Here is a 24244-nt window from a genome sequence, read left to right as displayed (position 1 = left end):
GACACCGGTGGCGCGCTACTTGACGGCACCCGCGGTCAGGCCCCTGCGCCAGAACCGCTGGAGACTGACGAAGGCGACGAGCAGGGGGATCAGCGACAGGAACGCACCGGTGATCGGCACTAGCGGCGGCACTCCGTTGGCGAACTGCGCGCGCCACTGCACCAGGCCCACCGTGACGGGCTGCAGTGAGGGGGTGTTGAGCATGAGCGAGGGCAGCAGGTAGTTGTTCCAGACGGCGACGAACTGGAACAGGAAGACGGTCACCAGTGCCGGGGACATCAGCGGCAGGGCGATCCGGAAGAAGGTGCGCTGTTCACCTGCTCCGTCTAGCCGTGCGGCCTCGAGCAGTTCGTCCGGGACGGACGCCGCGGCGAAGATCCGGCACAGGTAGACGCCGAACGGGCTGACACAGCTGGGCAGCAGCACCGACCAGTAGGAGTTGGTGATGTCCAGCTTGGCCATGAGCAGGAACAGCGGCAGGGCGAACATCGGCGCCGGGATGAGGACCGAGGCGAGGATGACGTTGAACACGCTTTCGCGGCCGCGGAAGGTGAACTTGGAGAGCGCGTAGCCGGCCATCGCGGACAGCAGGGTGCCGACGGTGGCGCCGACCAGGCTGTACAGCGCGCTGTTGGCGAGCCAGGTGGAGAAGATGCCGCCCTCGAAGCTGAACACGTTCCTGATGTTGGTGACCAGGTCGAAGTGGGAGAACCACAGCGGCGTACCGGTGTAGAGGTAGCCCGATTCCTTGGTCGAGGAGACGAACAGCCACCACAGCGGGATCAGCGTGTACAGGGCCATCAGGCCCAGCATGCCGTTGACGACGGCCTTGCTCGCGAGGTCGGGGCCGCGGCGGGCCGGTCGGGTCGGTCGGCCGGCCGAAGTCACGCTCATCCCATCGCTCCCTTGCGCTGGTTGTACTTGAGGAATCCGAACGAGAGCACGAGGGTGATCAACGCGAGAATGACGGACTGGGCGGCCGCCAGGTTCTGGCCGCCCACGTCCATGGCCACGGTCGTGTTCATGATCGGGGAGAACTTCGGGTCGACGCCCGGGATGCGCGCGCCGACCAAGACGGCCGGTTCGGTGTACATCTGCGCCGTGCCGATGATGGAGAACACCGTGGTGAGCACCAGCGCGGGACGCACCAGCGGGATCTTCACCGCCCACGCCAGGCGCCATCCGGTGCAGCCGTCGAGCGCGGCGGCCTCCATCACCTCGGCCGGGATCGTCTGCAGCGCGGAGTAGATGATCAGCATGTTGTAGCCGGTCCAGCCCCACGTGATCATGTTCCCGATCGAGAACGGAACCCACGACGGCGACAGGAAGTCGGTGTCGATTCCGATGTGGGACAGCGGTCCGGTGAACGGCGAGAGGTCTTTCACCAGGAGGAAGGACCACATCAGCGCGGCGATCGCACCCGGCAGCGCGTAAGGCAGGAAGAACGTGAGCCGGAAGGTCTTGCGCAGCCGGGCCGAGCGGGAGTCGAGCAGGAGCGCGAGCAGGAGGGCCAGACCGAGCATGACCGGGACCTGGACGCAGCCGAAGAGCACGACCCGGACGATCGACGCGACGAAGTCGTGGTCGCCGAAGGCGTCGGTGTAGTTGGACAGCCCCGTGAACTCACTGGTCTGCGCACCGCCGAACAGCCCGGCGCGGCGGACGGTGAAGAAGCTCTGGTAGATCGCGTAGCCGATCGGCGCGACCATCATGGTCACGAAGAGGACCGCGAACGGCGCCAGGAAACCCGACGCGGTCAACGCGCTGCGGCGGCCGGTGCGCCGCGGCCGGCCGGCGGGGGAGGCGCGGCGGGTGACCGCGGGCACCGGCCGCGGCGGTGACGCGGTCCGGGTGCTGCTGGGACTGCTCATGGAAACCTCGCTGGGCGGTTCGTCGTCAGGGAGCGGATCCCCGCGGCGCCGGACATGGGCGGCCGCGGGAATCCATCGGGGCGGCGGGAGTCCCGCTGACTCAGTTGGTCACCGACAGCCCGAGCTTCTTGATCGCGGCGACCGTGGAGGTCTGGACCTTGGTGACCGCGTCCGGCAGGGTGCCCTTGCCCACGGCTCCGGTGAAGTCCGTCTCGACCTGCTGGAAGGTCGGGCCGTTGGTCCAGGTGCTGGGTACCTGCGCGGCGGAGGTCTTGTACACGTCACCGACCTTCTGGCCGCCGAAGTACGGGTCACCCTCCGTGAGTGACGGGTCGTCCTGTCCGGCCTTCGACGCGGGGTACAGCCCGCCTTCGATGCCCGTCTTCACGGCCTGCGGGTCACTGGACAGAAAATCGGCGAACTGCACTGCTTCGCGGGGCGTCTTGCATCCGGTCATCACCGAGGTGGCCGAGCCGCCGCCGCTGGCGCTCGTGCCGTCGCCTGCCTCCCAGGTCGGCATCGGGGCGACCCTCCACTTGCCGGCCAGGGCCTTCAGGTCCGACTTCAGACCGCCGGCGGCCCAGGCCGGGGCGACGAACGTCAGCACCTTGCCGCCTTCGGAGGCCTTGTTGAACTGCGGGTCCCAGGCGCTGCCGTGCTTCGCCACCAGTCCCTGGTCCTTCAGGTCCTGCCAGTAGGAGGCGACCTTGCGGGTGCCGGGGTTGTCGATGCTGACAGTCCAGCTGTCTCCCTTGGCCGAGTACCAGGACTGGCCGGTCTGCAGGGTGAAGGCCGCCAGACTGCCGGCGTCGCCGAGCATGGGGCCGAACTTCACATCGGGGTCGGCGGCGGTGACCTTCTCGGCGTCGGCCTTGTACTCGGCCCAGGTGGCCGGCGGCTTGGTGATGTCGTACTTGGCGAACAGGTCCTTGCGGTAGAAGAGGACCATCGGGCCGACGTCCACCGGAACCCCGTAGATCTTGCCGCCGACGCTGGAGGAGGAGACGGCCGACGGGACGTACTTGTCCATGCCGTCGCTCGCGTACTCCGTGATGTCCATGACCGAGTTCTTCACGAGCATCGACGGGATGGCCTGGTACTCGATCTGGGCCAGACACGGGCCCTCGCCGGCGGTGAGCGCGTTGCTGATCTGGGTGTAGCCGCCCTTGGGGCCCGACGGGATCTTCTTGAAGGTGACCTTGGTGTTCGGGTGGGAGGCGTTCCACTGGTCGACGATCTTCTCGTAGCCGGCCCAGCCCCAGAACTCCATCTTCACCGGCCCGCTCTGGCCCTTTTCGGCGGTGTCGGAGGAGCTGTCGGTGCTGCACCCGCTGACGCCTGCCACGAGGAGTGCCGCGGTGGCGAACGTCAGGAGTCTGCGGGTGCGTATGGTGGTGTTGTCCATGCGAGGGAACCTTCTGTGACGGGGGCTGACTTGCTGGATGGCCGATGGGCGGGCGGGCAAGGCCCGCCTATCGGCCGGTGCTGAATTCCACGGCGAACGCGGTGGTGACCGCGGCCAGGACGTCCGGTGCCGAAGGGCCCGGGCCGCAGGCCGTGCTGCCCAGACCGTGGTGCGCGTGGTCGAGGTGCAGATGGAGTCGGCCGTCGCGGACCAGGTCGTGCTGGTGGGCCGCGGCGGCCAGGGCCTCGGTGCTCCAGGGACGAACGGTCAGGTCGATGACCGGGTCGCCGGTGATGAGCAGGGTTCCGTCCGGGGTGGTGATCCCGGCGCGGCGGACTTGGTGGCGGTTGCCGTTCTCCTGCGGGCGGATCTGGGGGACCTGCATCGCGGAGACGGTCGACCGGTGGCGTCCGACGCGCGCCGCGGCGCGGGAGTCGCGGTACGCCTCACCGGGGCCGGGACCGAACCACTCGACTTCGGCGTCGGTGCCGGGCAGCGACATCGCGACGCCCAGTCGGGGCAGTGGCACCGACCACGGGCCGTCTGGGGTGACGAGGGTGTCCAGCCGGAGCCGGGCCTGACCCGCGTGCGGTGTCTCGCAGGCCGTCCAGCGGTACACCACGTCGAGCCCGCAGGAGGACCCGGCGGCGGCCAGCCGGGCGGTGACCGTGAGGCCCGACGCGTCGGGTTCGACAGCCAGGACGTCATGGCGCATCCGGTGCAGTCCGGCGGCGAACCAGGCGTCGGTCTGCGGCTCACCGAAGGCGCTGAGCAGGTCGTTGTCGATGGGGGCCCGCCAGATGTCCAGTCGCGGACCGTCGAGCTCCAGGTCACCGAGCCGTGTCAGCACCCCGCTGCGGGCGTCGAACCGCGCGGGGCCCAGGGCGATGTACCCGTCGTGGGCGATCGCCGGCGCCAGTGTGAAGGGCGCGGGCGAGGCGGCCGGAGCCACGACCAGCCCCTGGGACCAGGCGATCTCGTGGCCGGCCCCGGCCCAGGTCTCGTCGGCGGCGAGCACCGCGGTCACGGTCAGCCACACCTCGTGGCCGGAGTCGTTCTTCCGCGCGGCGTCGAGCGCGGCTGTGACGTCGGCGGGCCATGCGATCGTCGTCGTCGCACCCGGAGCGGTCGCGGGCACGGTCAGGTCGCCGGAGCCCACCGGCTCGCCGCCGTCCTCGACGGTCCACCGGAAGTCCAGGTAGCCGCTGTCGCGGACGTGGTGCAGGTTGTGCACGCCGATCTGCCGGGTCGCCGGGTCGACGCGGATCCGGACCGGTTCGATGACCTTCTTGTACTCGACCAGGCCCGGCGACGGTGTGCGGTCGGGGAAGAGCAGCCCGTCGGCGACGAAGTTGCCGTCGTGGACCTCCTCGCCGAAGTCACCGCCGTAGGCGTAGAACGAGTGGGGGTCCTCCTGGCCGGTGAGCCGGGCGATCCCGTGGTCGATCCACTCCCAGATGAATCCGCCGGCCAGACGCGGATGTGCCTCGATGACCTGCTGGTACTCGGACAGTCCGCCCGGGCCGGTGCCCATGGCGTGCCCGTACTCGCACAGCACGAACGGCAGGGCCCGGCGGTGCGCGTCGTCGGCCGGGTCGGCCGTCGGTGCCTCCTGGCCGCGTCCCACGGCGGCCAGCTCGTCCACGCCGATGTACATGCGGGAGTACAGGTCGACGTACGCGCAGCTCGCGAAGTCGCCCTCGTAGTGGATCGGGCGGCTGTCGTCACGCTGCCGGATCCACGCGGCCGAGGCGGCCAGGTTGACCCCGGTGCCGGCCTCGTTCCCCAGCGACCAGACGATGACCGAGGGGTGGTTCTTGTCGCGTTCCACCAGCCGCTCGGCCCGGTCCAGGTAGGCCTCGCGCCATGCGGGGTCGTCGCTGGGGTTGTGCCGCCAGCCGCCGGGTTCGAAGCCGTGCGTCTCGAGGTCGCCCTCGCAGAACACCCACAGGCCGTGCTCGTCGCACAGGTCCAGGAAACGGTGGTCGGGCGGGTAGTGGCTGGTGCGCACCGCGTTGATGTTGTGCTGCTTCATGAGCAGCACGTCGGTCAGCATGGTGTCCTCGGTCAGGGTCCGCCCCGTCAGCGGATGCCATTCGTGGCGGTTGACGCCCCGCAGGGAGATCGGCCTGCCGTTCGCGGTCAGGACACCGTCCACGACGGCCACGGTGCGGAAGCCGATGCGCAGCGGTATCCGCTCCCCGGCCTCGGATACCAGTTCCCCCGTGTACAGGCGCGGCTGCTCGTCCGACCAGGGCTCGATGCCGTCGATCACGTGCGGGCCGGCCGGATCGGCGCCGGATATGCCGAGCTCGGGCACCGAAAGGGAGACGCGGGTGGGGGCGGTGACGTCGACGGCCAGGGTGCCCTGCCGCGTCGTGTGGTCGTAGGCGGCGTGGACGAAGAAGTCCTCGACACCGCGGGCGGCCACGGTCACCGACCGAAAGATCCCGGACAGCCACCACATGTCCTGGTCTTCCAGGTAACTGCCGGACGACCACTGGTGCACACGCACCGCGAGTACGTTCCGGCCGGGCCGCAGGGCGGTGGAGACATCGAACTCGGTGGTCAGCCGGCTGCCCTTGCCGTCGCCGAGCCGGATCCCGTTGAGCCACACCGCGAACGCGGAGTCGACGCCCTCGAACCGGAGCACCGCGGCCGATGCCGGGAACCCGTCCGGAACGTCGAACGCGCGGCGGTACTCGCCGGTCGGGTTCTGCCGGGGCACCCGCGGCGGGTCGACCGGGAACGGGTACAGGATGTTGGTGTAGGCGGGGGCACCGTAGCGCGGCTCGCCGGGCAGGCCGGTCATCTGCCAGCAGGACGGCACGGCGAGCAGGTCCCAGGCGCCGTCGTCGAACTCCGGCGCGGCGAAGTCCCCGGTGAGGTCGTCCAGCCCTGACGCCAGACGGAATCTCCAGTCGCCGTCGAGCGCGATCGTGGGCAGGTCGGTGGCGAACGCGGCGCGCGGCCGCAGCCGTCCGGTGCCCGGCGACCGGTCTTCGACGTAGGCGTGGGGGTCGAGATCTGTCATCAGTGGAGGGCTTTCTGTGTCGGGACTCGTGGCGGTGACGGGAAACCGGCAGGCAGGACGGCGCCCTCGACTCATATGGGGGCGACGCGCGGGTCGAGCGGAGCCCGGTGCTATCCGGTCGCCCGGGGTGGGGCGCTGCTGTCCCGGACGGTCAGGGTGGGGCGCAGCAGCGTCAATGCGTTGGTCGGCGGCCGGCCGGAGTCGACGGCGCGCAGCAGCAGCTCGACGGCCTGCTGGGCCATCTCCCTCTTCGGGAAGGTGACCGTGGTCAGCGCGGGCTGGATCTGTCCGACCTGGGAGATGTCGTCGAAGCCGACGATGCTGACGTCGCTGGGGACCTGCCGCCCGGACCGGACGACCGCCTGGATGGCGCCGATGGCCAGGACGTCATGGGTGGCGAAGATCGCCGTCAGTTCCGGATCCGCCTCCAGCGCCGCACACCCCGCGGCGAACCCGCCGGCGGCGTCGTCCCTGGTGCAGGCGAACACCTGGCGGTCGTCGATGGTCAGCCCGTCGTCGGCGAACGCCCGGCGCAGTCCGCGGACGCGCGGCGAGTGCGCGGGGAGGTCGGCGATCACCGCGACGTTCCGGTGGCCGAGATCCCTCAGGTAGCGCCCGGCCAGGAACCCGGCGTGCTCGTAGTCGATGGACACCACCGGCAGCGTGGTGGGCGCGTCTCCCTCCCAGGCGCACAGCGCGACCGGGAAGGCGGCCTCGACGAGCATCGGCAACTGCTGCTCGACGCCGTTGTCCCCGGCGACCAGCAGTGCGTCCACCGAGCGCGCGGCGAGGTTCTCCAGATGGGCCCGGGTGTGGTCGGGGTCGTCGCGGGTCGTCGCCAGCAGCAGGTTGTACCCATGGCCGACCAGCACGTTCTCGACTTCCTCGACCACTTCCGAATAGAACGGGTTGGCCACCCGGGGCACGAACAGGCCCACGGTCGACGTGCTGCCGGTTCTCAGCGAGCGCGCCACCAGGTTCGGCTTGTAGCCGAGTTCCGCGATCGCCGTGTTCACCTTCGCCAGGGTCTCCGGCCGCACCTTCTTGCCGGACACCACGTTGGAGACGGTCTGCTTGGCGACTCCTGCCCGAGCGGCCACCTCCGCCATCGTCACCACGAGCCGTACCCCCAGAACATGTATCGATCCACGAAAGTGGCGACAGCGTAGGTCGGCTCTCGTAACAGAGCAAGACTTTGGACAGATTGTCGTGATCCAGCGGTTACGCGCACACGCTGAGAACGGAGCCCATCGCACCCCGTTCACCATCGGAAAGGCGACGGAACCGTTGACGGCTCCAGAAATACGACATTAACATCCCGGCCACATCGGTCACATGGATCGGTCAACGAGATGAACCGTCGCGGCCCACCGCGCGGAACCACCCCCCATGTCACTCGGCGCCATCGCCCTCGAGGCGCCGCAGTGGTCCTCTCGGTCGCGACGGCGCCGGCGGCCCCACCCCGGCCGTGGCATCGCGCATGCTCCGCGCCGTCTCCGGCAGGCGGGGAGCGCCTGAACAGACCTGTGAAGGTCTCGTCCTGAGGAGAGACAGGCATGACCCGACCGGCCGGCGACGACGCCGACCCGAACCCCGCCCCCGCCCGACGCGGATCGCGCGTGAAGCGCGTCATCGCGGCAGCCGCGAGCGCCACCATCGCGGCGGCGAGCCTCATGTTCACCGGCGCCGCCCCCGCACAGGCCGCCACCACCGTCCACACGTACGCACCGACGGGAGTGGGAGGCGGTACGACGACGTCACCGGACGTGGCGTCCACCAAGTACCAGGTGCGAGTCGCCGGCACGCCCGTCCAGGCTGTGCGGTACACCGCGAACCGCAACAACTTCGACATCGCGCGCTTCGCGTCGGACTCCCGGACACCGACGATCACGGTCACGCTGCCCAGCACCACGATCGACACGGTGAACATCTACCCGGCGCGCTACTACCCGTCCAGCAGCGTCTCGGTGAGCGCGGACAAGCACTCCCTGACATTCCAGATGTCAGCCGACGCCGGCTTGAACCAAGCGATCGTGATGGTCAACGGCGACTCGACCACCGCCTCCGGACAGCCCTACCTGGCGGTCATCAACGACCCTCTGGAAGACCCGGCGCGGCGCCCGAACACCACGAGCGCACCCGACGGTTCCGGCGTCAACCTGCAGACCGGTGTCCTCAACTTCCAGCAGTTCGCCGCGAAGTACCTCGCGGCGAACCCGAACAGCACGGCTCAGAAGGCTCCCGCCGCGACGACGAGCTCCATGGCCGGCAAGACCGTCAACGGCACCGCCATCCCCGCCGGTCAGAAGACCTCGGCCGGGACCCTGGTGAGCGCGAGCACCGTCAATGTGCGGTACCCGAATGTGCGGGCGATGGCCGCCGACGACGTCACGTACGCCCTGCAGGCCGCCATCGACACCATCAAGGCCAACCCCACGGCGCTCAACACGCTCTACTTCCCGAACGGTACGTACATATCGTCCGGTCTCCTGGTCAACGGTGTGGACGGCAGCAAGCTCAAGGGCGGCAAGCTGAAGATCTACACCGACGAAGGTGCCCTGGTGAAGAACCGCATCCAGGGGTACATGGAGGCATTCGAGCCGGCGGTCGCGATCATCAACTCGAGCAACATCGAAGTCGACGGTCGCGGCGTCTTCGACGGCAACGGCGTTGCGAACTACAACGCCCGCAGCGTCGGTGACTCGCACGACGCCTACCGCAGCCAGCACCAGGGCGGCGTCATGGTCATGCACTCGTCGGACATCACGTTCAACGACACCTACCTGCGCGACTCGAAGCAGTGGAACTACGAGACCCACACCGCCAGCAGGGTGACGTTCAACAACATCAAGGGCCTCACCCCGTACCCCCAGCCGTGGATCGACGGGATCGACTTCGCGAGCGGCCAGGACATCACCGCCAACGGCGTCTTCACTCTCGGCAACGACGACGCGTTCGCCTCCGGCCACTACAACCCCAGCGACGGATTCACCCCGCTGGCCCCCGGCGTGTGGAACAACTTCCAGCTCGGCACCTCCACCCCCGACATCCAGGGCTATGCCAACGCGGTGGGCGCCCACGACACCGTCGCCGGCGAGCTCGGGTTCGACAACTACCACTGGGACAGCGCGGACTCGAAGAACATCTCGGTCAGCAACACGCTGAGCTGGTCCGCCGGTGCCGGCAACTCGATCCGCATCGGATGGAATTCGTTCGGATACAAGCTCAACAACTACACGTTCGACAACCTCAACTCCATCTCGCAGGGGGCCGGCGGCATCTTCACGCAGAACAGCCCCAAACCGTACCCCCGCATCTCGAGCATCGTGATCAAGAACAGCTCGTTCGACACCTCCCGGTACACGTCGGGACCGATCAGGCTCAACGGCGGCAACGGATCCATCCAGACCATCACCGCCGACGACCAGGCGAACTACGGGCTCGCCCCCAACCCCGACGGGTCGGGCGCCACGTACACGTACACCAAGACCCCGATCAGCACCTTCAAGCTCGACAACGTGTGGTTCTCGCAGCAGAGGACGAACAGCAGCCCGTTGAACGGCGCCACGAACGTGACGCTGAACAACCTCCGCGTCGGCGGCCAGATCGTCAAGTACTCCAGCCAGTTCCCGCTGGCGCCGAGCGGGATCGGCACGCTGACCAGCACCTACACGGACGCGAACGGCCAGACCCAGAACGTCAGGACCGGCGCCCCCGCCGACGGCGACACCTGGGTGGGCGCGTGGACCGGCGACCTGAGCAAGAACAACTCCTCGGACCTGACGCTCATCACCCGCAACACCGGCGTGGGCCTGATGGGCGAGCAGTACACCACAGGATCCGGAGACGGAAAGCTCTCCTACATCCAGTTCCCCCTCAACGGCATCACCAAGGCGCCGACCCAGGCGACACTCCGACTCACCTACGTCGGACACCGCTATTCGTCGGTGCCGTCGACTGACACCGACCAACTCCTCGTGCAACCCGTCAGCGACACCACCTGCACCGGCGGCGGCACGTCCTGCCCGGTCAACACCATGACCTGGCAGAACCGGCCGAGCTTCACGGCCACGAACTCCTCCGTCGCGAAGTCGGCCACCTTCACCCTCGGTTCGACCGTCATCCCCGAGGGCGGCGGCAACCACCAGGGCAACGCCATCGACGGTCGCGTCATCACCGTCGACATCACCTCCTTCGTCCAGAACGCCTACGCGGCCAAGCAGTCCACGCTGCTGCTCGCCGTCGGCAACGCGGGAGGCACCAACCACGAGCTGCGCTTCGTCAGCTCCGAAGGCGCCACCGGCGCCGGGAAGCTCACCAACGCGGACGCCGACATGGTGCCCGCGCTGACCGTGACCCCGTAGTCACGCGAGGCCGGCCCGTCCCCGAGGGGCGGGCCGGCCTCTGCCGTCCGGTTCTGCCGCCGACGGCCGATCCAGCCACCGCCGGTCTGACAAAGCGCTGTTGTCCACCACCGCCCGCACCGATGGCACCCCTGTGCCCAGTTGCACTCACCGTCCGACAACGGAGTCGCCCCATGTCACTGCCCGAGCTTCCCCTCAACCGTCGGCGTTTCCTCACCACGGCCGCCCTCGCCGCGGGCGCCGCGGCCCTGCCCGGCTTCGTCTTCGCCGACCGGGCCGCCGCGGCCGTACCGCCGCAGGTCACCCTGCCCGACCGCGGCATCTGGGACAACGCCACCGCCTCCGCCTGGACCGACGGATTCCTGAGCGGAAACGGCGAGTACGGGGCCGTCTACTACGGGGCGCCGACGCTCGAGAAGATGATCTTCAATCATCACCGGTTCGTGCTGCCCAACGGCACCCGGAGTGTCATGCCCCCCGTGCTCTCGCCGTATCTCGAGGCCGCGCGGGACCAGGCGCTGGCCGGCGACTACTCCGGTGCCTCCTCCACCTTCGCCCACGGCTGGAGCCTGCGCTGGACCCAGACCTTCCACCCCGGCTACGAACTCCAGCTCAGCACCCCGGGCATGACCACGGTCGACGACTTCGCCCGCATCACCGACTTCCGCACCGGAGAGGTCACCCACACCTGGACCGACCAGTACGGCACCTGGAAGCGCCGCGTCTTCGTCTCCCGCGCCGACCAGGTCATCGTCCACGAGCTGCTGCCCGCCACCGGCCGCACCGTGGACACCACCATCAGCGTCAACACCGCTCTTACGGGCGTGCCGACCAGAGTGTCCTTCTCCACCACCGCCACCGTCACCAGCGGCGACGGTTACCTGAACCTGCGCGGCACCTACCCCTCCGGCGGCGCGTACGGCTACGAGGGCGTCACCCGTGTCGTGGTCTCCGGCAGCGGCTCCTCCGTCACCGCCGACGGACAGACCCTGGTGGTCGCCAAGGCCACCAAGGTGCTGCTGCTGACCAAGCTCGGCCGGTACGAGACCTCCACCGGCTGGAACAGCCAGCCCCTGCAGACCGCCCTCGCCGCGCTGACGGCCGACTACGTCACCCTCCTGGGCCGTCATGTACCGAAGCACCAGGCCATGTACGACCGCTCCAGCATCGACCTGAACGTCTCCGCCGCCGACCGCCGGCTGGCCACCAGCGAGCTCATAGCCCGCCAGAACAGCGACGCGTCGGCCATCGACGTCGCCCTGCTGGAGCGGATGTACGACTCCGGCCGCTATCTCTTCATCAGCTCCAGCGGCGTCCTGCCACCCCGCCTGACCGGCATCTGGACCGGCACCTGGAACGGCTCCTGGGCCGACGACTTCACCACCGACGCCAACGTCAACCTGCAGGTCGCCGGCGGCAACATCCTCGACCTCACCGACGCCATGCAGGGCTATTTCGACCTGGTCCTCGGGCAGCTGCAGCACTGGCGCGACAACGCCACCAACCTCTACGGCGCCCGGGGCTTCCTCGCCCCGTCCCGGACCGACGGCGAGTACGGGCACATGCTGCACTTCAACAACACCAGCTTCCCCGGCGAGGCCTGGACCGGCGGCGCCGACTGGCTGCTCTACCCGCTTCTGGAGTACTACCAGGTCACCGGCGACGCGGCCTTCTACAAGAACAAGCTCGGCCCGGCACTGATGGAACTGGCCCTGTTCTACGAGGACTTCCTCACCCGCACCGACTCAAGCGGCAAGGCCGTCTTCGTCCCCTCCTACTCCATGGAGAACAGGCCGCTCAGCACCAGCCAGGCGTTCTCCATCAACGCCACCGGCGACATCATGGCCGGCCGGCACGCCCTCCAGGCGGCGATCGACGCGGCCGACACCCTCGGCCTGGAGCAGGGCAGCGGCCAGGGCGTGCAACGCTGGACCGCCCTGCTCGCCAAGCTGCCCGACTACACGATCAACGGTGACGGCGCACTGGCCGAGTGGTCCTGGCCGGGCCTGACCGACCGTTACGACCACCGGCACGTCCAGCACCTGTACGGCGCCTGGCCGCTGCACGAGATCAACCCCGAGGACAAGCCCGACCTCGTCAAGTACGCGGCCAGGGCCCTGGACAAGCGAGGCGAGGGGGGTTACTCCGCCCACGGCAGCCTCCACCGCGCCCTGGCCCGCGCCCGCCTCAAGGACGGCCCCGGCGTCTACGGCAACCTGCTGAAGATCTACGGCAAGAACATGGTGTGGCGGAGTCTGATGACCTCCCACAACCCCAACCTGGACATCTACAACTGCGACGCCGCCAACGCCATCCCCGCCGTCCTCGGCGAAGCGCTCGTCTACAGCCGCCCGGGTGTCCTCGAGATCCTCCCCGCCCTCCCCGACCAGCTGGACAAGGGCACCATCAAGGGCGTCCGCGGCCGCAACCGCATCACCGTCCAGTCGCTGTCCTGGGACACGGCGGCCCGCACGGCCACCGTCACGCTCACCTCCGACATCGACCAGAACATCACCTTCATCTGCCGGCGCGGCATCACGTCCATCAGCACCGGCGCGACGGTCACCACGTCGTCGCTGGGCAACCACGCCCGGAAGGTGTCGCTGACCGCGGGAACGAGCACCACGATCACGATCGGCCTGCTGACCGGCCCCTTCAAGCTGGTCAACCGCAAGAGCGGCAAGGCCATGGACGTCTCCGGCTCCTCCACCTCCGACGGCGCGCCCGTCATCCAGTACACGTCGTCCGGCGGCGCGAACCAGCAGTGGAAGCTGCTCCCCGACCACGACGGCTCGTTCCGCCTGTCCAACGTCAACAGCGGCAAGGTGCTCGACGTCCCGGGCGGCTCCACCAGCAACGGCACAGCGCTGGACCAGCGGTCGGACGCCAACGGCACCCACCAGTGGTGGAAGCTCGTTCCGGCGGCCACCAGCGGCTACTACCGCCTCGTCAACATCAAGAGCGGACTGTGCGCGGACGTGCAGAGTGGATCCACCGCCGACGGCGCCAAGATCATCCAGTGGCCCGCCAACGGCGGCTCCAACCAGGAATGGCAGCCCGTGGGGCTGTGACGGCCCTGGGCATGTGAGCGGCGGCGATCCGATTCGCCGCCGCGGCCTGGCTCCGGCATCACAGGATGGCCAGGTGGCCTCTCCGATGCCGAGCGACGCCCCGGCGTCGGCCCGGTTCAGGCCGCGTGTCGTTGGTGGTTGCTCGCACCCGGGCGGCGGAGCCGCGCAGGGGACGGTCCCGCACTCGTGAAAGCAAGAGCGGGGCCCCTCCAGGAACGTGCCCTGCGGTGCAGCCAGACGCGCGCCCTCGTCGTCCAGCTCTCCCAGGTGCGCTGGAGCCGGGTCGCGTGGAGTTCCTCGAACAGTTCCTCGTACCGCGCCACGATCGGGGCCGGGTCGTAGCGGTGGGCCGACTTCAGGGCCGCCCGGCCCATGGCGCGGCGCAGCGCGTCGTCGGTGACGAGGTCCAGGATGGCGTCGGCGAGGGCGTGCGGGTCGTCGACGGGGACGAGGCGGCCGTCGACGCCGTCGGTGATGATCTCGGCGGGGCCGAGCGGGCAGTCGGTGCTGACCACGGGGACCCCGCAGCGCATGGCCTCGACGAGGGTCATGCCGAAGGACTCGGCGTCGGAGGCGCTGACCACGAGGGAGGCGCGGGCGAACTCGTCCTCGATGGGGGTGTGCGGGCCCATCAGATGGGCGCGGCCGGTGAGGCCGAGCTCCTCGATGAGGGTCTGCAGGCGGCCCTTCTGCTGGCCACCGCCGTAGATGCGCAGCTCCCAGTCGGGTTCCTTGGGGGCGACCTTGGCGAATGCCTCCAGCAGGAGGTCGAAGCGCTTGCCGCGGGCGAGGCGTCCGGCGGCGGCGATGACGGGGGCGGTGCCGTCCGAGGGGGCGACGCCGGTGACGGGGACGATGTTGGGCACGGACATCACCCGTACGCCCGGCAGCCTCATCCGCGCGCGGTACACCTCGGCGTCGGCGGCCGTGGTCGTGACGACCGCGTCCAAGGTGCGGTAGTGGCGGGCGAGGACCGCGCGCAGCTGCTTGGAGTGGGCGTCGTGGCGCAGGTGTTCCTGGCCGATGCGCAGGGCGCGGCGGGGCGCGAAGCGGGAGACGTACACGTTGAGGCCGGGGCGGGTGCCGATGACGACGTCGGCGTCGCAGCCGGCCAGATAACCACGGACGCGCCGGTCGGTGAGGCGGCTGTACTGGCGGTGGCGCTTGTCGGCGGTCGGGAAGTCGACGGCGGGCTGCATCTGGGCCGGATCGCGCAGGTCGGCGCTGTTCGCGCGGATGTCGACCAGGGGCACGAGGGTGATCCGGGGGTCGACCGTGAAGCGGGGTTCGTCGCGGTGGCGCGACATCGACGCGATCTCCACGTCGTGGTGGTCCGCGAGGGCCGACGCCAGGTTGAGGGTCGTTCGGACGGTGCCGCCGATGGCGTACGCGTTGTGCAGCAGGAACACGATCTTCATCCGGCGGCTCATGCACTACCTTCCCGACGGTATTGACGGTGTATCGGAGAATTGAGGCGGGTTCCGACCCTTTTTACTGCATCCGCCCTCTCAGCCCGGGTTCCCTTGCTGGCCGGTGTCACACGAACACCGTCCTGCGGCGGGGTAAGCCGACCGCGCGGTCGCGGTGAGAGGCCGGTAAGAAGGGGCGTTCGGGCGCACCCGGCGAGGTGGTGCGCGGCCGTGACCTTGGCAGACTGGGGGGGTGCCCCAGAACGTGCTGCTCGCCGAGGACGACCGAGCCATCCGCCATGCCCTGGAGCGGGCGCTGACGCTGGAGGGCTACGAGGTGACGGCGGTCGCCGACGGCGTCGAGGCGCTGGCGCAGGCGCACCGCAGGCAGCCCGACGTGCTCGTCCTCGACGTGATGATGCCCGGCATAGACGGTCTCCAGGTGTGCCGGGTGCTGCGCGCCGAGGGCGACCGGACGCCGATCCTGATGCTCACCGCGCTGGTGGAGACCGCGGACCGGATCGCCGGGCTCGACGCCGGCGCGGACGACTACGTCGTCAAGCCGTTCGACGTGGAGGAGGTCTTCGCCCGGCTGCGCGCGCTGCTGCGCCGGACCGGCAACGCCGGTGAGCTCACCGGGAAGTCGTCGCCGGAGTCCTCGGCTCCGGTCGCGGCGGGCGCCGCGAGTCCCGCGCAGGAGTCCGGGCTGGTGTCGGCGGCCGGGGTGCGGATGGACGTGCAGGCACGGCGGGCGTGGCGGGGGTCGCGGGAGCTGGAGCTGACACGGACCGAGTTCGACCTGCTCGAACTGCTCGTGCGCAACGCGGGGATCGTCCTCGACCACGCCACCATCTACGACCGTATCTGGGGCTACGACTTCGGGCCCGGCTCCAAGAACCTCGCCGTCTACGTCGGCTATCTGCGGCGCAAGCTCGACGAGCCCGGGGCGCCCGCGCTGATCCACACCGTGCGGGGTGTGGGGTACGCGCTGCGGGAAGACTGAGGCGGCGGGCGGTGCCGCAGCGTCTCGTCCGGCTGCTGTCGCGGGTGCCGGCCCGGCTGCGTCCGGTGCCGTCGCTGCGGGCGACGTTCACCGTGTCGTTCGTGGCGGTGGCGTGTGTCGTCACCGTGCTCGTCGGGATCCTCAGCTACAGCGCGGCGGCGCGGCTGGTGCGGGTGGACCAGCAGACCGTGTTCGCCGAGGTGGTCCGCGATCTGCGGGAGCTGGTGGAGCAGGACCGGTTGGGGCCCGAGGACTTCGCGCCCTCGGACAGCGGCGGCCCCCGCGACGACCTGATCCGCTCGGGCCGTACGGACGTCCAGGTGCTCGGCCCCGAGGGGCAGGTCCTCGACAAGGGCGACCCCGGTCTGCCCGTCCGGCCGGCCGACCGCAGGACCGCGGGCGCGAGGTTCGCCGGGACGATGGTCGAGCACGGCGAGGTCGAGGTGGGCGGCGGCCGGTACCGGGTGGCGACCGTCGCGCTCGGTGGTGGCCGTGGGGCCGTGCAGGTGGCACAGGAGTTCAGTGACACGGAGGACCTGCTGCGGGAGTTGCAGCAGCGGACCCTGCTGTTCGTGTCGGGTGTCGTCGTCTCGGCGGGGCTGTTCGGCTGGTGGCTGGCGCGGCGGCAGACCCGGCGGCTGGTGCAGCTGGCCGGGGCGGCGGAGGACGTGGCCAGGACGGGGCACCTGGGGATCCAGGTGCCGGTGGCGGGCCGGGACGAGGTGGGGCGCCTCGGGCGGTCCTTCGACCGGATGCTGGTGCGGCTGGCCCAGTCGGAGGAGGACCAGCGGCGGCTGGTGCAGGACGCGGGGCACGAGCTGCGGACCCCGCTGACCTCCCTGCGGACGAACATCTCGCTGCTGCGGCGCATCGACGAACTGCCCGCCCGGGTGCGGGAGGAACTGGTCGACGACCTCGCCCAGGAGGCCCGCGAACTGACCGACCTCGTCAACGAGCTGGTGGACCTCGCGGCCGGGCAGTCGAGCACCGAGCCCGTGCAGCGGGTGCAGCTCGCCGACATCGCCGAGGACGTCGCGGCGACCGCGCGGCGGCGGACCGGTCGGGAGGTCGCCGTACGGGTGGAGGGCGACACGACCGTCGAGGGGCGGGCCGGGGCGTTGCAGCGGGCCGTGTCCAACCTGGTGGAGAACGCCGCGAAGTTCGACCGCGCGGGGATCGGGGCGATCGAGGTGGTGGTCGCGCGGGGGCCGGCGCGGGGCGGCGGTGACCTCGTCGACCTCGACGACGTGGGCCAGGGCGACGGGCCCGACGTGGTCCGGGTGGAGGTCCTGGACCGGGGTCCCGGCGTCGCCGACTGCGACCTCGAACGCATCTTTGACCGCTTCTACCGTGCCGCCGACGCCCGCAGCCTCCCCGGCTCCGGCCTCGGCCTGTCCATCGTCCGCGCGGTGGCAGCCGCCCACGGCGGCACCCCGTTCGCCTTCCGGCGGGTGGGCGGGGGGCTGGTGATCGGCTTCACGGTACGGGGTGCCGACGCCTGACGGACCGGCCGAGGCGGGGCCTCACGCGGGGGTGCGGGAGGCCGGGGTGCGGGTGGTCGGGGTCCAGCGGCCGAGGACGGGCTCGGTCAGGGTGCGGGCCGTCCGGCAGAGGGTCTGGCCGTGGCGGTCGAAGAGGGTGTCGCGGTCGTCGAAGTGGCCGAGGTCCGCGACGAGTTGCGCGGACAGGTCGCAGGATCCCCGGTCGGCGGCGCAGGTGTTCACCTCGGCCGGGGAACCGCCGTCCCAGTCGATGCCGGTGCGGGCCACCGCGTCGAAGAGGGTCTCCCCGCCGTCGTTGGCGTAGTGGCGGCCCGCGGCGGGCCCCGTGAACAGTTCGCCGATCGGCAGCCACGCGCCGTCGATCCGGAACTCCGGCCAGGCCAGCAGGACCTGCGCCGGCACGAACGGCTTCAGCCGCGGGAAGCGCGGGTACCAGAACGCGCCGTCGACGAGCAGCCCGCGGACCCGCGTCCGCACCCGGACGGCACGAGCGACCGCCTCCAGCGCCGCCATCCGCTGGCTGCACGAGCCGCGCCCCAGCCGCAGGGTCCGGGACACCCGGCGCCGGTCCTCGACCGAGTACACGGGCCGCACGTTCCGCGCGATGATCCGGTGCGCGGCGCGCAGCGCCTCCAGCGGGGTCGCCTCGCTCACCACCCGGCCCGCGATCGCCCGCACCAGCGGGTCGTCGTGGTCCAGGATGGGCGTGGCCCGCGTGGATCCGCGGACGTCGTCCGCGCCCCGTACCGCCGCACCGGCCCGCTTCTCCCGCGCGCCGTACGCCATGAGCAACCGACTGGTCATGTCGTCCCCGTTCCCCGTGTGCCCCGCCGCTCACCTGCGGGCCCCCGTCCCGTATACCCGGCGAGCGCCCTTCGCCATCCTCACACGGGGCGCGTCCGAGGCCGCGCCGTCCCCCTCCCCCGGGGAGCGGGCGTTCCGCTCACCTCCTGGGGCCCTGACTCGGCACGCCCCGGCGACGCGCTTTCGTAGTACTTCCCGCGACCCCATTGCGGCGGTGCAAATATGCCGACTACGGTCATTCCTGCGCTCACGGAGAGTGCTCAACTGATGTACAAAGCGCAACAATTACAGAATTCCCCCCTGAGTACCGCCAGTTGAAAGCGCCCCGGGCCGTCGACACCCGAGGAGGAGCCAGACGCGGTAGGGACCCACCCCATCCCTTCTCGTCGCAACGGAGTTGGTCAGCCATGCCCGATACCGCCCCCAACCTCCCCGCCGTCCCCTCTCCCCGCACCCCGTCCCCCACCCCCTGGGTCTCGCCGACGGCGACGACTTACACCCTGTTCTGTCCGCCCCTGGAGACGTCCCCCCTCATCGCCCGGGACTTCGTCGCCACGGTGCTGCGCGCCCTCGGCCTGGACGACCTCGTCGACGCGGCCGCCCTGTGCACCTCCGAACTGGTCACGAACGCGTGTGTGCACGCCAAAGGTGGAGGATCGGTTCTGTGGCTGGCGGTGGAGACCTGGCGGGTCCGGGTGATCGTCTACGACGGTGACGAGAGCCCCCCGGTCATGCGGGACCTGACCCCCGAGGGGTGGGAGGAGGGCGGCCGCGGCCTGTACCTCGTGGACGCCCTCACCGAGGGCCACTGGGGCACGGCCGCCGCCCTCCCCTACGGCGGCGGCCTGGTCCACCCCGACGGCAAGGCGGTCTGGTTCGACCTGGCTGCGCGAGCGTAGACCTGCCCTGCGGGTCGCCCGTCGGCGGGATGGGTGTCGACCTCAGGTCCGGTCGATGTGCACGCTCGTGGACTTCACGCGGGCGGTGGCCTCCATCCCGACCTCCAGGCCCAGCTCCTCGACGGCCTCCCGCGTCAGGAGCGAGACCAGACGGTGGGGCCCGGCCTGGATCTCCACCTGCGCGGCCACATCGCCGAGTTTGACAGCGGTGACGATGCCGGGGAACGCGTTGCGGGCGGAGGTGTACGGGACGTCGTCCTCGGCGGCGGCGTCCGCGGCCAGCTCCACCGAGAACGCGGCGAGGTCCCGGCCGTCGATGAGCCGACGCCCGCTGTCGTCGCGCCGGGTCGCCACCCGCCCCGCGTCCGCCCACCGCCGTGCGGTGTCCGGACTCACCCCGAGCAACCGCGCGGCCTGACCGATCGTGTAGGACTGCATGGGGTCAAGATAGGCGCCGGTCAGAGCGAACGCTCAGGTGACGACGCGAGTACGGCGGCCCGCGACCGCCACAGCAAGGGCTGCCGCATCCATCGGTCCGGCCGGGGTGCCGGGCCCCCGGCCGGCCGTCTGTCCCGTGTCTGTCAGCCCAGGTCGGTGAGTTGGGCGCGGAAGCCGGGGGCGGTGCGCTGGATGTGCTGCTTCTTGTGGACGGGCTTGCCGAAGGACTTCACCTGCGGGATCGCGACCCAGAGGGTCTGCGCGTCGGAGCCCTTGACTACGACGCGGGGGTTGTCCTTGATGGCGATGGCCGCGTTGACGTTGGTGACCCTGGCCTTGCCGGTGATCTTCTTCGGCCCCTGCCCGGCGGTCGGGTAGCTGATCGTGAGCGTCTCGCTGGTGACCGGGATGCGGAAGATCTCCTGGGTCACGGTGAAGCTGACGGTCGTGGTGCGGTCCTTGTCCTTGCCGACCTTGGAGGTCGCCTGGGTGACGAACCGGACCTCCTTGTTGTACGGGTCGGTGATGCTGACCGGCTTTCCGATCGGGGCCGCCACCTTGCCGAGGAGCGCCTTGTGGATCCGGCGGTCCTGGAGGTCCTTCACGAAGACGGTCTGCTGCCCCCGGGTGAGCGCCAGGAACCTCTTCAGCGCCTTCCTCGCCTCCGGCGTGGACTGCGCCTTGAGGTACTTCGTGTACCCGGCGACGGTCAGCCGCGGCGCCAACGGCTCGGCCGGACCCTGCTCCACCGCCTGCGCGGCGGGTGCGAGGACGGCGAGACCGGCCACCGTGGCGACGGCGGCGGACGTCAGACGACCTGTGGTGGAAGTGAACATGTGGGGCTCCCCGTGACACGTGGCTGTTGGCTGCGCCAACGACCCTACGAACCGGGGAACTTGGCCGAAATTGTCTCTCCAGCCACCACCCGAAAGGGCACCTCCCGAAAGGCCACCCCCGGAGGTACGGAACGGGAGTGCCGCCGGGCGGGCGGCCGGCACCGTCGTGGCCGTCGGCGGCGTCGGGCGGGCGGCCGGCCCCAGCCGCCGCCGTCAGCGGTGCCCGCCCCCACCGCCGGTGCGAACGGCGTGCCGAGCCGCTCGCCGTCGGCCGGGGCGGGCCCGGCGTCACCTCAGGTGACGGGCGAAGAAGCGGTTACTGTCGTCGAGTTCGAACCACGGGGTGCCGGTGTGCCCGCCCAGGTTGGCGTGCAGCGTCTTCTCCCCGGAGCCGAAGGCGTCGAACAGGTCCAGGGCCCGCTGCCGGGGATTCCCCTCGTCGTCCCACTGCAGCAGGAGCAGCAGCGGAACAGTGACCCGGCGGGCCTCCTCGCGCTGGGCGCGGGGCACGAAGCCCCCGGCGAAGCAGCAGGCCGCAGCGATGCGCGGCTCGGTCACGGCCAGCCGGATGCCGAGGGCCGTCCACCCCGAGTACCCGACCGGGCCGCCGATCTCGGGCAGCGCGAGGAGCGCGTCCAGGGTGGTCCGCCACTCCGGGGCCGCCTTCTCGACCAGCGGGCCGACGAGGGACTCGAAGATCTCGTCGACCGGCTCGCCGGCCCGCATCGCCCGCCGCAGGTCGGCGCGGGCCTGCTCGTCGGCGGCGGAACGGGGCCGGTCACCGCACCCGGCGGCGTCGATGGTGGCCACCGCGTGGCCGTACGCGGCGGATTTCCGCGCCCGGGCCACCAGCCGGGCATCGCTCTTGGGCAGGCCGTTGTTGTGGGCCGTCAGGATCAGCGGGACCGGCGCGGCGGACTCGGGCGTCCACAGGGTGCCGGGGATCTCGCCGAGGAGGAACTCGCGTTAGAGGACACCGTCGTCGAGGCGCAGTTCGGAAGTGAAACGCATGGTCGTGCCTTTCGGGAGTGCGCGAGAACGGCGCTCCCGGACGACCTACCGCCCGACCGTGACCCCAGAGGGGAGCACCCATGTCGATACAGCGCTCACGGGTACCACCTCCTCGTCCTCTCGCACGGCCTGCCGGAAAAGTAACAGCGGCCACCGCGGGCCGCCAAAGGGTTTTCACCGCGATCCCCTGAAAAGGCCTGGCCCTTATTGACCTCGCGCTGCGCGAGTGTGAATGGAAACGCGAGGCGCGTCAATAGATGCCGAACGATGTTCGGCTAGTCGAACAAGTACTGACCTGGCTTGACGGATCGTCGCGTCACTCCCCGTCCCTCTCGTCGTCATTGTGACCGGCTTTCTCTTTCCGGACGTCTTGACACCTTATTGCGGCGCCTATAGCGTCTGGCCGAATTTTCAGACGCCATTCTGAATATCGAACAATAGTCGTCGGTCGTCGATCTGCGCACCTGACGAACCCGCACCCGCAAGCAAAGACAGGAACGCGCATGCGCCCACTCCTCTCCCGACTGGCGACGATATTGGTCGCCGCCTGTCTGCTCTTCACGTCCCAAGCCCTGACCACGCCGCAGCGGGCAGCAGCCGCCGATGCGGGCTACCTGATGGTGCACTTCACCGGGGAGGGGGCGACCAACCAGCAGATGTACCTCTCGCACAGCACGGACGGCGTGCACTGGAACGACCTCAACGGCGGCGGCATGGTCCTGCGCTCAACGGTCGGTACGAAGGGAGTGCGCGACCCCGCACTGGTGAGATCCCCCGACGGCAGCAAGTACTGGATCATCGCGACCGACCTGTGCATCGCCTGCGGACAGACCTGGAGCCAGTCCATCAACGACGGCAGCCGCAACCTCGTGGTGTGGGAGTCGACCGACCTGGTCACCTGGTCGAAGCCATGGCTGCTGAACGTCGCCGGCGCGATCCCCGACGGGCGCAACGCGTGGGCGCCGGAGGCGATCTGGGACCCGGCCACCAACGACTACGTCCTGTACTGGGCGACGAACGTGCCCCAGAACGGGGCCACGAAGCACCGCATCTTCTACGCCCGCACCAGCGACTTCCGCACCATCACCACCCCGCAGATCTACATCGACCGCCCCGGCACCCAGGAGATCATCGACACCCAGATCATCGAGGTCCCGGCCGGTGTCGGGAACTACCGCTACGTGCGGGCCTCCGGCGACGGGCAGATCACCCTCGAAGGCAGCAACTCCATCCTCGGCACCTGGACCAGGCTCGGCGACCTCACCGGCATCGGCCTCACCGGCACTCAGGGCACGGCCGGCAGCACAACGGTCGAGGGCCCGATGTGGATGAAGTTCAACGGCACCAACAAGTGGGCCCTCTACGTCGACCAGTACGCCACCAACGGCGGCTACATGCCCGTCACCACGACCGACCCATCCAACCCCGCCGCCTACCAAAGGCTCGCCTCGACCAGCTACAACATGGGCGGCACCAAGAAGCGCCACGGCTGGATCATGAACCTCACCGCCGCCGAGGAAAGCCGCGTACTCGCCCGCTGGCCCAACACCGCCGGCCAGCGACTGCAGTCCTACAACTTCCAGGACCGCTACGTACGCCACACCAACTTCGACGTCCGCATCGACCCGAACGTCAGCCCCGTCGACGACTCCCGCTTCCGCCTGCGCACCGGCCTCACCGGCACCGGCACCGTCTCCTTCGAGTCGGTGAACATGCCCGGCTACTTCCTGCGGCACTCCAACTACGACTTCCAGCTCGCCTACAACGACGGCACCGCCCAGTTCGCCGCCGACGCCACCTTCAACAAGGTGGCCGGGCTCGCCGACCCGACCTGGTCGTCGTTCCAGTCGTACAACCACCCGGACCGGTACATCCGCCACTACGCCTATTACCTGAAGCTCGACCCGATCACCACCGCGACGGCACGCAGCGACGCCACCTTCAAGGTGACGAGCTGACCCGTGGATGAGACCCGACCCCGGGGGCGAAAGCCTCCGGGGCGGTCCAAGCCGACAGGAGGAGGCCCTCACCGGAACCACCGGTGAGGGCCTCCTCCTGCTCGGTCCGGCTTCGGCTCAGGGCCACACCAGGCAGTACGGCTGGTGCCCCGCCTCGTGGAGGCGGTGGCTGAAGTCCTGCCATTCGTGGAGCAGTTGGTACACGTTGAACGCGTCGCGGGGGCCGCCGCGGTCCGGGACCGTGGACCAGATGAAGGCCGCCGCGCCGACCGCTTCCTCGCCGATGCCGCGCAGCGGGTCCACGACGGTCATCGGCAGCTTCACGACCGCGTAGTCGGGGTGCAGGACGACCAGCTCCAGCGGCGGGACCTTGTGCAGGGGGACGCCCTCGATGCCGGTCAGCACCATCGCGGCCATCGTCTCCGGCTTGATCTTGGTGAACATGCCGTTCATACCGAGTTCGTCGCCGCCGAGTTCCTCGGGGCGCATCGAGATCGGGACACGGGCCGCGGTCGCGCCGTCGGGCGCGCCGAAGTATTTGTACGTCACCCCCACCCGACCACCATTCCTGCTCCCGGCCGTGTGGAGCCGGTTGACCACCTGGTCGAGGCGGTCGGTACGGCGCCTGCGCGACGCACG

Annotated in this window: 16 protein-coding genes and 1 pseudogene; 6 read left to right on the top strand and 11 right to left on the bottom strand. The window is 70.0% G+C overall.

Annotated features, from left to right (window positions below):
- Nucleotides 1-15 precede the first annotated feature (15 nt).
- The 5 genes from ACZ4Z3_RS35630 to ACZ4Z3_RS35610 all read right to left on the bottom strand — a co-directional run bounded on the left by ACZ4Z3_RS35630 (nt 16) and on the right by ACZ4Z3_RS35610 (nt 7419).
- Nucleotides 16-894 carry a carbohydrate ABC transporter permease gene (locus ACZ4Z3_RS35630; RefSeq protein WP_468504928.1) on the bottom strand — a complete coding sequence of 293 codons (879 nt, stop codon included), beginning with the start codon at nt 892-894 and terminating at the stop codon, nt 16-18.
- Nucleotides 891-1871 carry a carbohydrate ABC transporter permease gene (locus tag ACZ4Z3_RS35625; RefSeq protein ID WP_468504927.1) on the bottom strand — a complete coding sequence of 327 codons (981 nt, stop codon included), beginning with the start codon at nt 1869-1871 and terminating at the stop codon, nt 891-893. The genes ACZ4Z3_RS35630 and ACZ4Z3_RS35625 overlap by 4 nt, the downstream gene beginning before the upstream one ends.
- A gap of 100 nt (nt 1872-1971) precedes the next feature.
- Nucleotides 1972-3276, bottom strand: coding sequence for an ABC transporter substrate-binding protein (locus ACZ4Z3_RS35620; protein ID WP_468504926.1), 1305 nt, complete (start codon nt 3274-3276; stop codon nt 1972-1974).
- Between the two features lie 67 nt (nt 3277-3343).
- Complete coding sequence (locus ACZ4Z3_RS35615; protein ID WP_468504925.1) at nt 3344-6310, bottom strand: glycoside hydrolase family 2 TIM barrel-domain containing protein; 2967 nt, start codon at nt 6308-6310, stop codon at nt 3344-3346.
- Between the two features lie 110 nt (nt 6311-6420).
- Entirely contained in the window at nt 6421-7419 is a 999-nt protein-coding gene (locus ACZ4Z3_RS35610) for a LacI family DNA-binding transcriptional regulator (protein WP_468504972.1), read from the bottom strand.
- A gap of 447 nt (nt 7420-7866) precedes the next feature.
- On the opposite strand from ACZ4Z3_RS35610, the gene ACZ4Z3_RS35605 reads away from it, so the two are divergent.
- Nucleotides 7867-10674 (top strand): DNRLRE domain-containing protein, encoded by a 2808-nt coding sequence (locus ACZ4Z3_RS35605; protein ID WP_468504924.1) that lies wholly within the window; start codon nt 7867-7869, stop codon nt 10672-10674.
- Between the two features lie 173 nt (nt 10675-10847).
- A complete protein-coding gene (locus ACZ4Z3_RS35600; RefSeq protein WP_468504923.1) occupies nt 10848-13745 on the top strand; it encodes a glycosyl hydrolase family 95 catalytic domain-containing protein in 2898 nt (965 codons plus the stop codon).
- A 116-nt stretch (nt 13746-13861) separates the two neighbouring features.
- Here the strand turns inward: ACZ4Z3_RS35600 and ACZ4Z3_RS35595 are convergent, their stop codons facing one another.
- Nucleotides 13862-15163 carry a glycosyltransferase family 4 protein gene (locus ACZ4Z3_RS35595; protein ID WP_468504971.1) on the bottom strand — a complete coding sequence of 434 codons (1302 nt, stop codon included), beginning with the start codon at nt 15161-15163 and terminating at the stop codon, nt 13862-13864.
- A 256-nt stretch (nt 15164-15419) separates the two neighbouring features.
- On the opposite strand from ACZ4Z3_RS35595, the gene ACZ4Z3_RS35590 reads away from it, so the two are divergent.
- The gene (locus ACZ4Z3_RS35590; protein ID WP_468504970.1) at nt 15420-16157 is read left to right on the top strand and encodes a response regulator transcription factor; all 738 of its coding nucleotides are present in this window, start codon (nt 15420-15422) and stop codon (nt 16155-16157) included.
- An 11-nt stretch (nt 16158-16168) separates the two neighbouring features.
- Nucleotides 16169-17659 (top strand): HAMP domain-containing sensor histidine kinase, encoded by a 1491-nt coding sequence (locus ACZ4Z3_RS35585; RefSeq protein ID WP_468504922.1) that lies wholly within the window; start codon nt 16169-16171, stop codon nt 17657-17659.
- A 21-nt stretch (nt 17660-17680) separates the two neighbouring features.
- On the opposite strand, the gene ACZ4Z3_RS35580 is transcribed toward ACZ4Z3_RS35585, so the two are convergent.
- The gene (locus ACZ4Z3_RS35580) at nt 17681-18463 is read right to left on the bottom strand and encodes a transglutaminase domain-containing protein (protein ID WP_468504921.1); all 783 of its coding nucleotides are present in this window, start codon (nt 18461-18463) and stop codon (nt 17681-17683) included.
- Nucleotides 18464-18870: 407 nt separating this feature from the next.
- Here ACZ4Z3_RS35580 and ACZ4Z3_RS35575 point away from each other — a divergent pair, with 407 nt between their 5' ends.
- Nucleotides 18871-19362: an ATP-binding protein gene (locus ACZ4Z3_RS35575; RefSeq protein ID WP_099969843.1), complete on the top strand. Its 492-nt coding sequence runs from the start codon at nt 18871-18873 to the stop codon at nt 19360-19362.
- 42 nt (nt 19363-19404) lie between these two features.
- Here ACZ4Z3_RS35575 and ACZ4Z3_RS35570 read toward each other — a convergent pair whose 3' ends face one another.
- The 3 genes and pseudogenes from ACZ4Z3_RS35570 to ACZ4Z3_RS35560 form a co-directional block, all read right to left on the bottom strand.
- On the bottom strand, nt 19405-19800 hold the full coding sequence (locus ACZ4Z3_RS35570; protein ID WP_468504920.1) for a TOBE domain-containing protein: 396 nt from the start codon (nt 19798-19800) through the stop codon (nt 19405-19407).
- Between the two features lie 143 nt (nt 19801-19943).
- Nucleotides 19944-20636, bottom strand: a complete 693-nt coding sequence (locus tag ACZ4Z3_RS35565) for a hypothetical protein (RefSeq protein WP_468504919.1) — start codon at nt 20634-20636, stop codon at nt 19944-19946.
- A gap of 288 nt (nt 20637-20924) precedes the next feature.
- Nucleotides 20925-21647, bottom strand: a pseudogene (locus ACZ4Z3_RS35560) (dienelactone hydrolase family protein).
- A 503-nt stretch (nt 21648-22150) separates the two neighbouring features.
- Here ACZ4Z3_RS35560 and ACZ4Z3_RS35555 point away from each other — a divergent pair.
- Nucleotides 22151-23605, top strand: coding sequence for a glycoside hydrolase family 43 protein (locus ACZ4Z3_RS35555; RefSeq protein WP_468504918.1), 1455 nt, complete (start codon nt 22151-22153; stop codon nt 23603-23605).
- 117 nt (nt 23606-23722) lie between these two features.
- Here the strand turns inward: ACZ4Z3_RS35555 and ACZ4Z3_RS35550 are convergent, their stop codons facing one another.
- Nucleotides 23723-24160, bottom strand: coding sequence for a hypothetical protein (locus tag ACZ4Z3_RS35550; RefSeq protein ID WP_003974483.1), 438 nt, complete (start codon nt 24158-24160; stop codon nt 23723-23725).
- Nucleotides 24161-24244: the final 84 nt, after the last annotated feature.

This window comes from Streptomyces sp. NPDC030296 (genome assembly GCF_055572815.1).
This window is presented reverse-complemented; position numbering and strand designations above follow the sequence as displayed.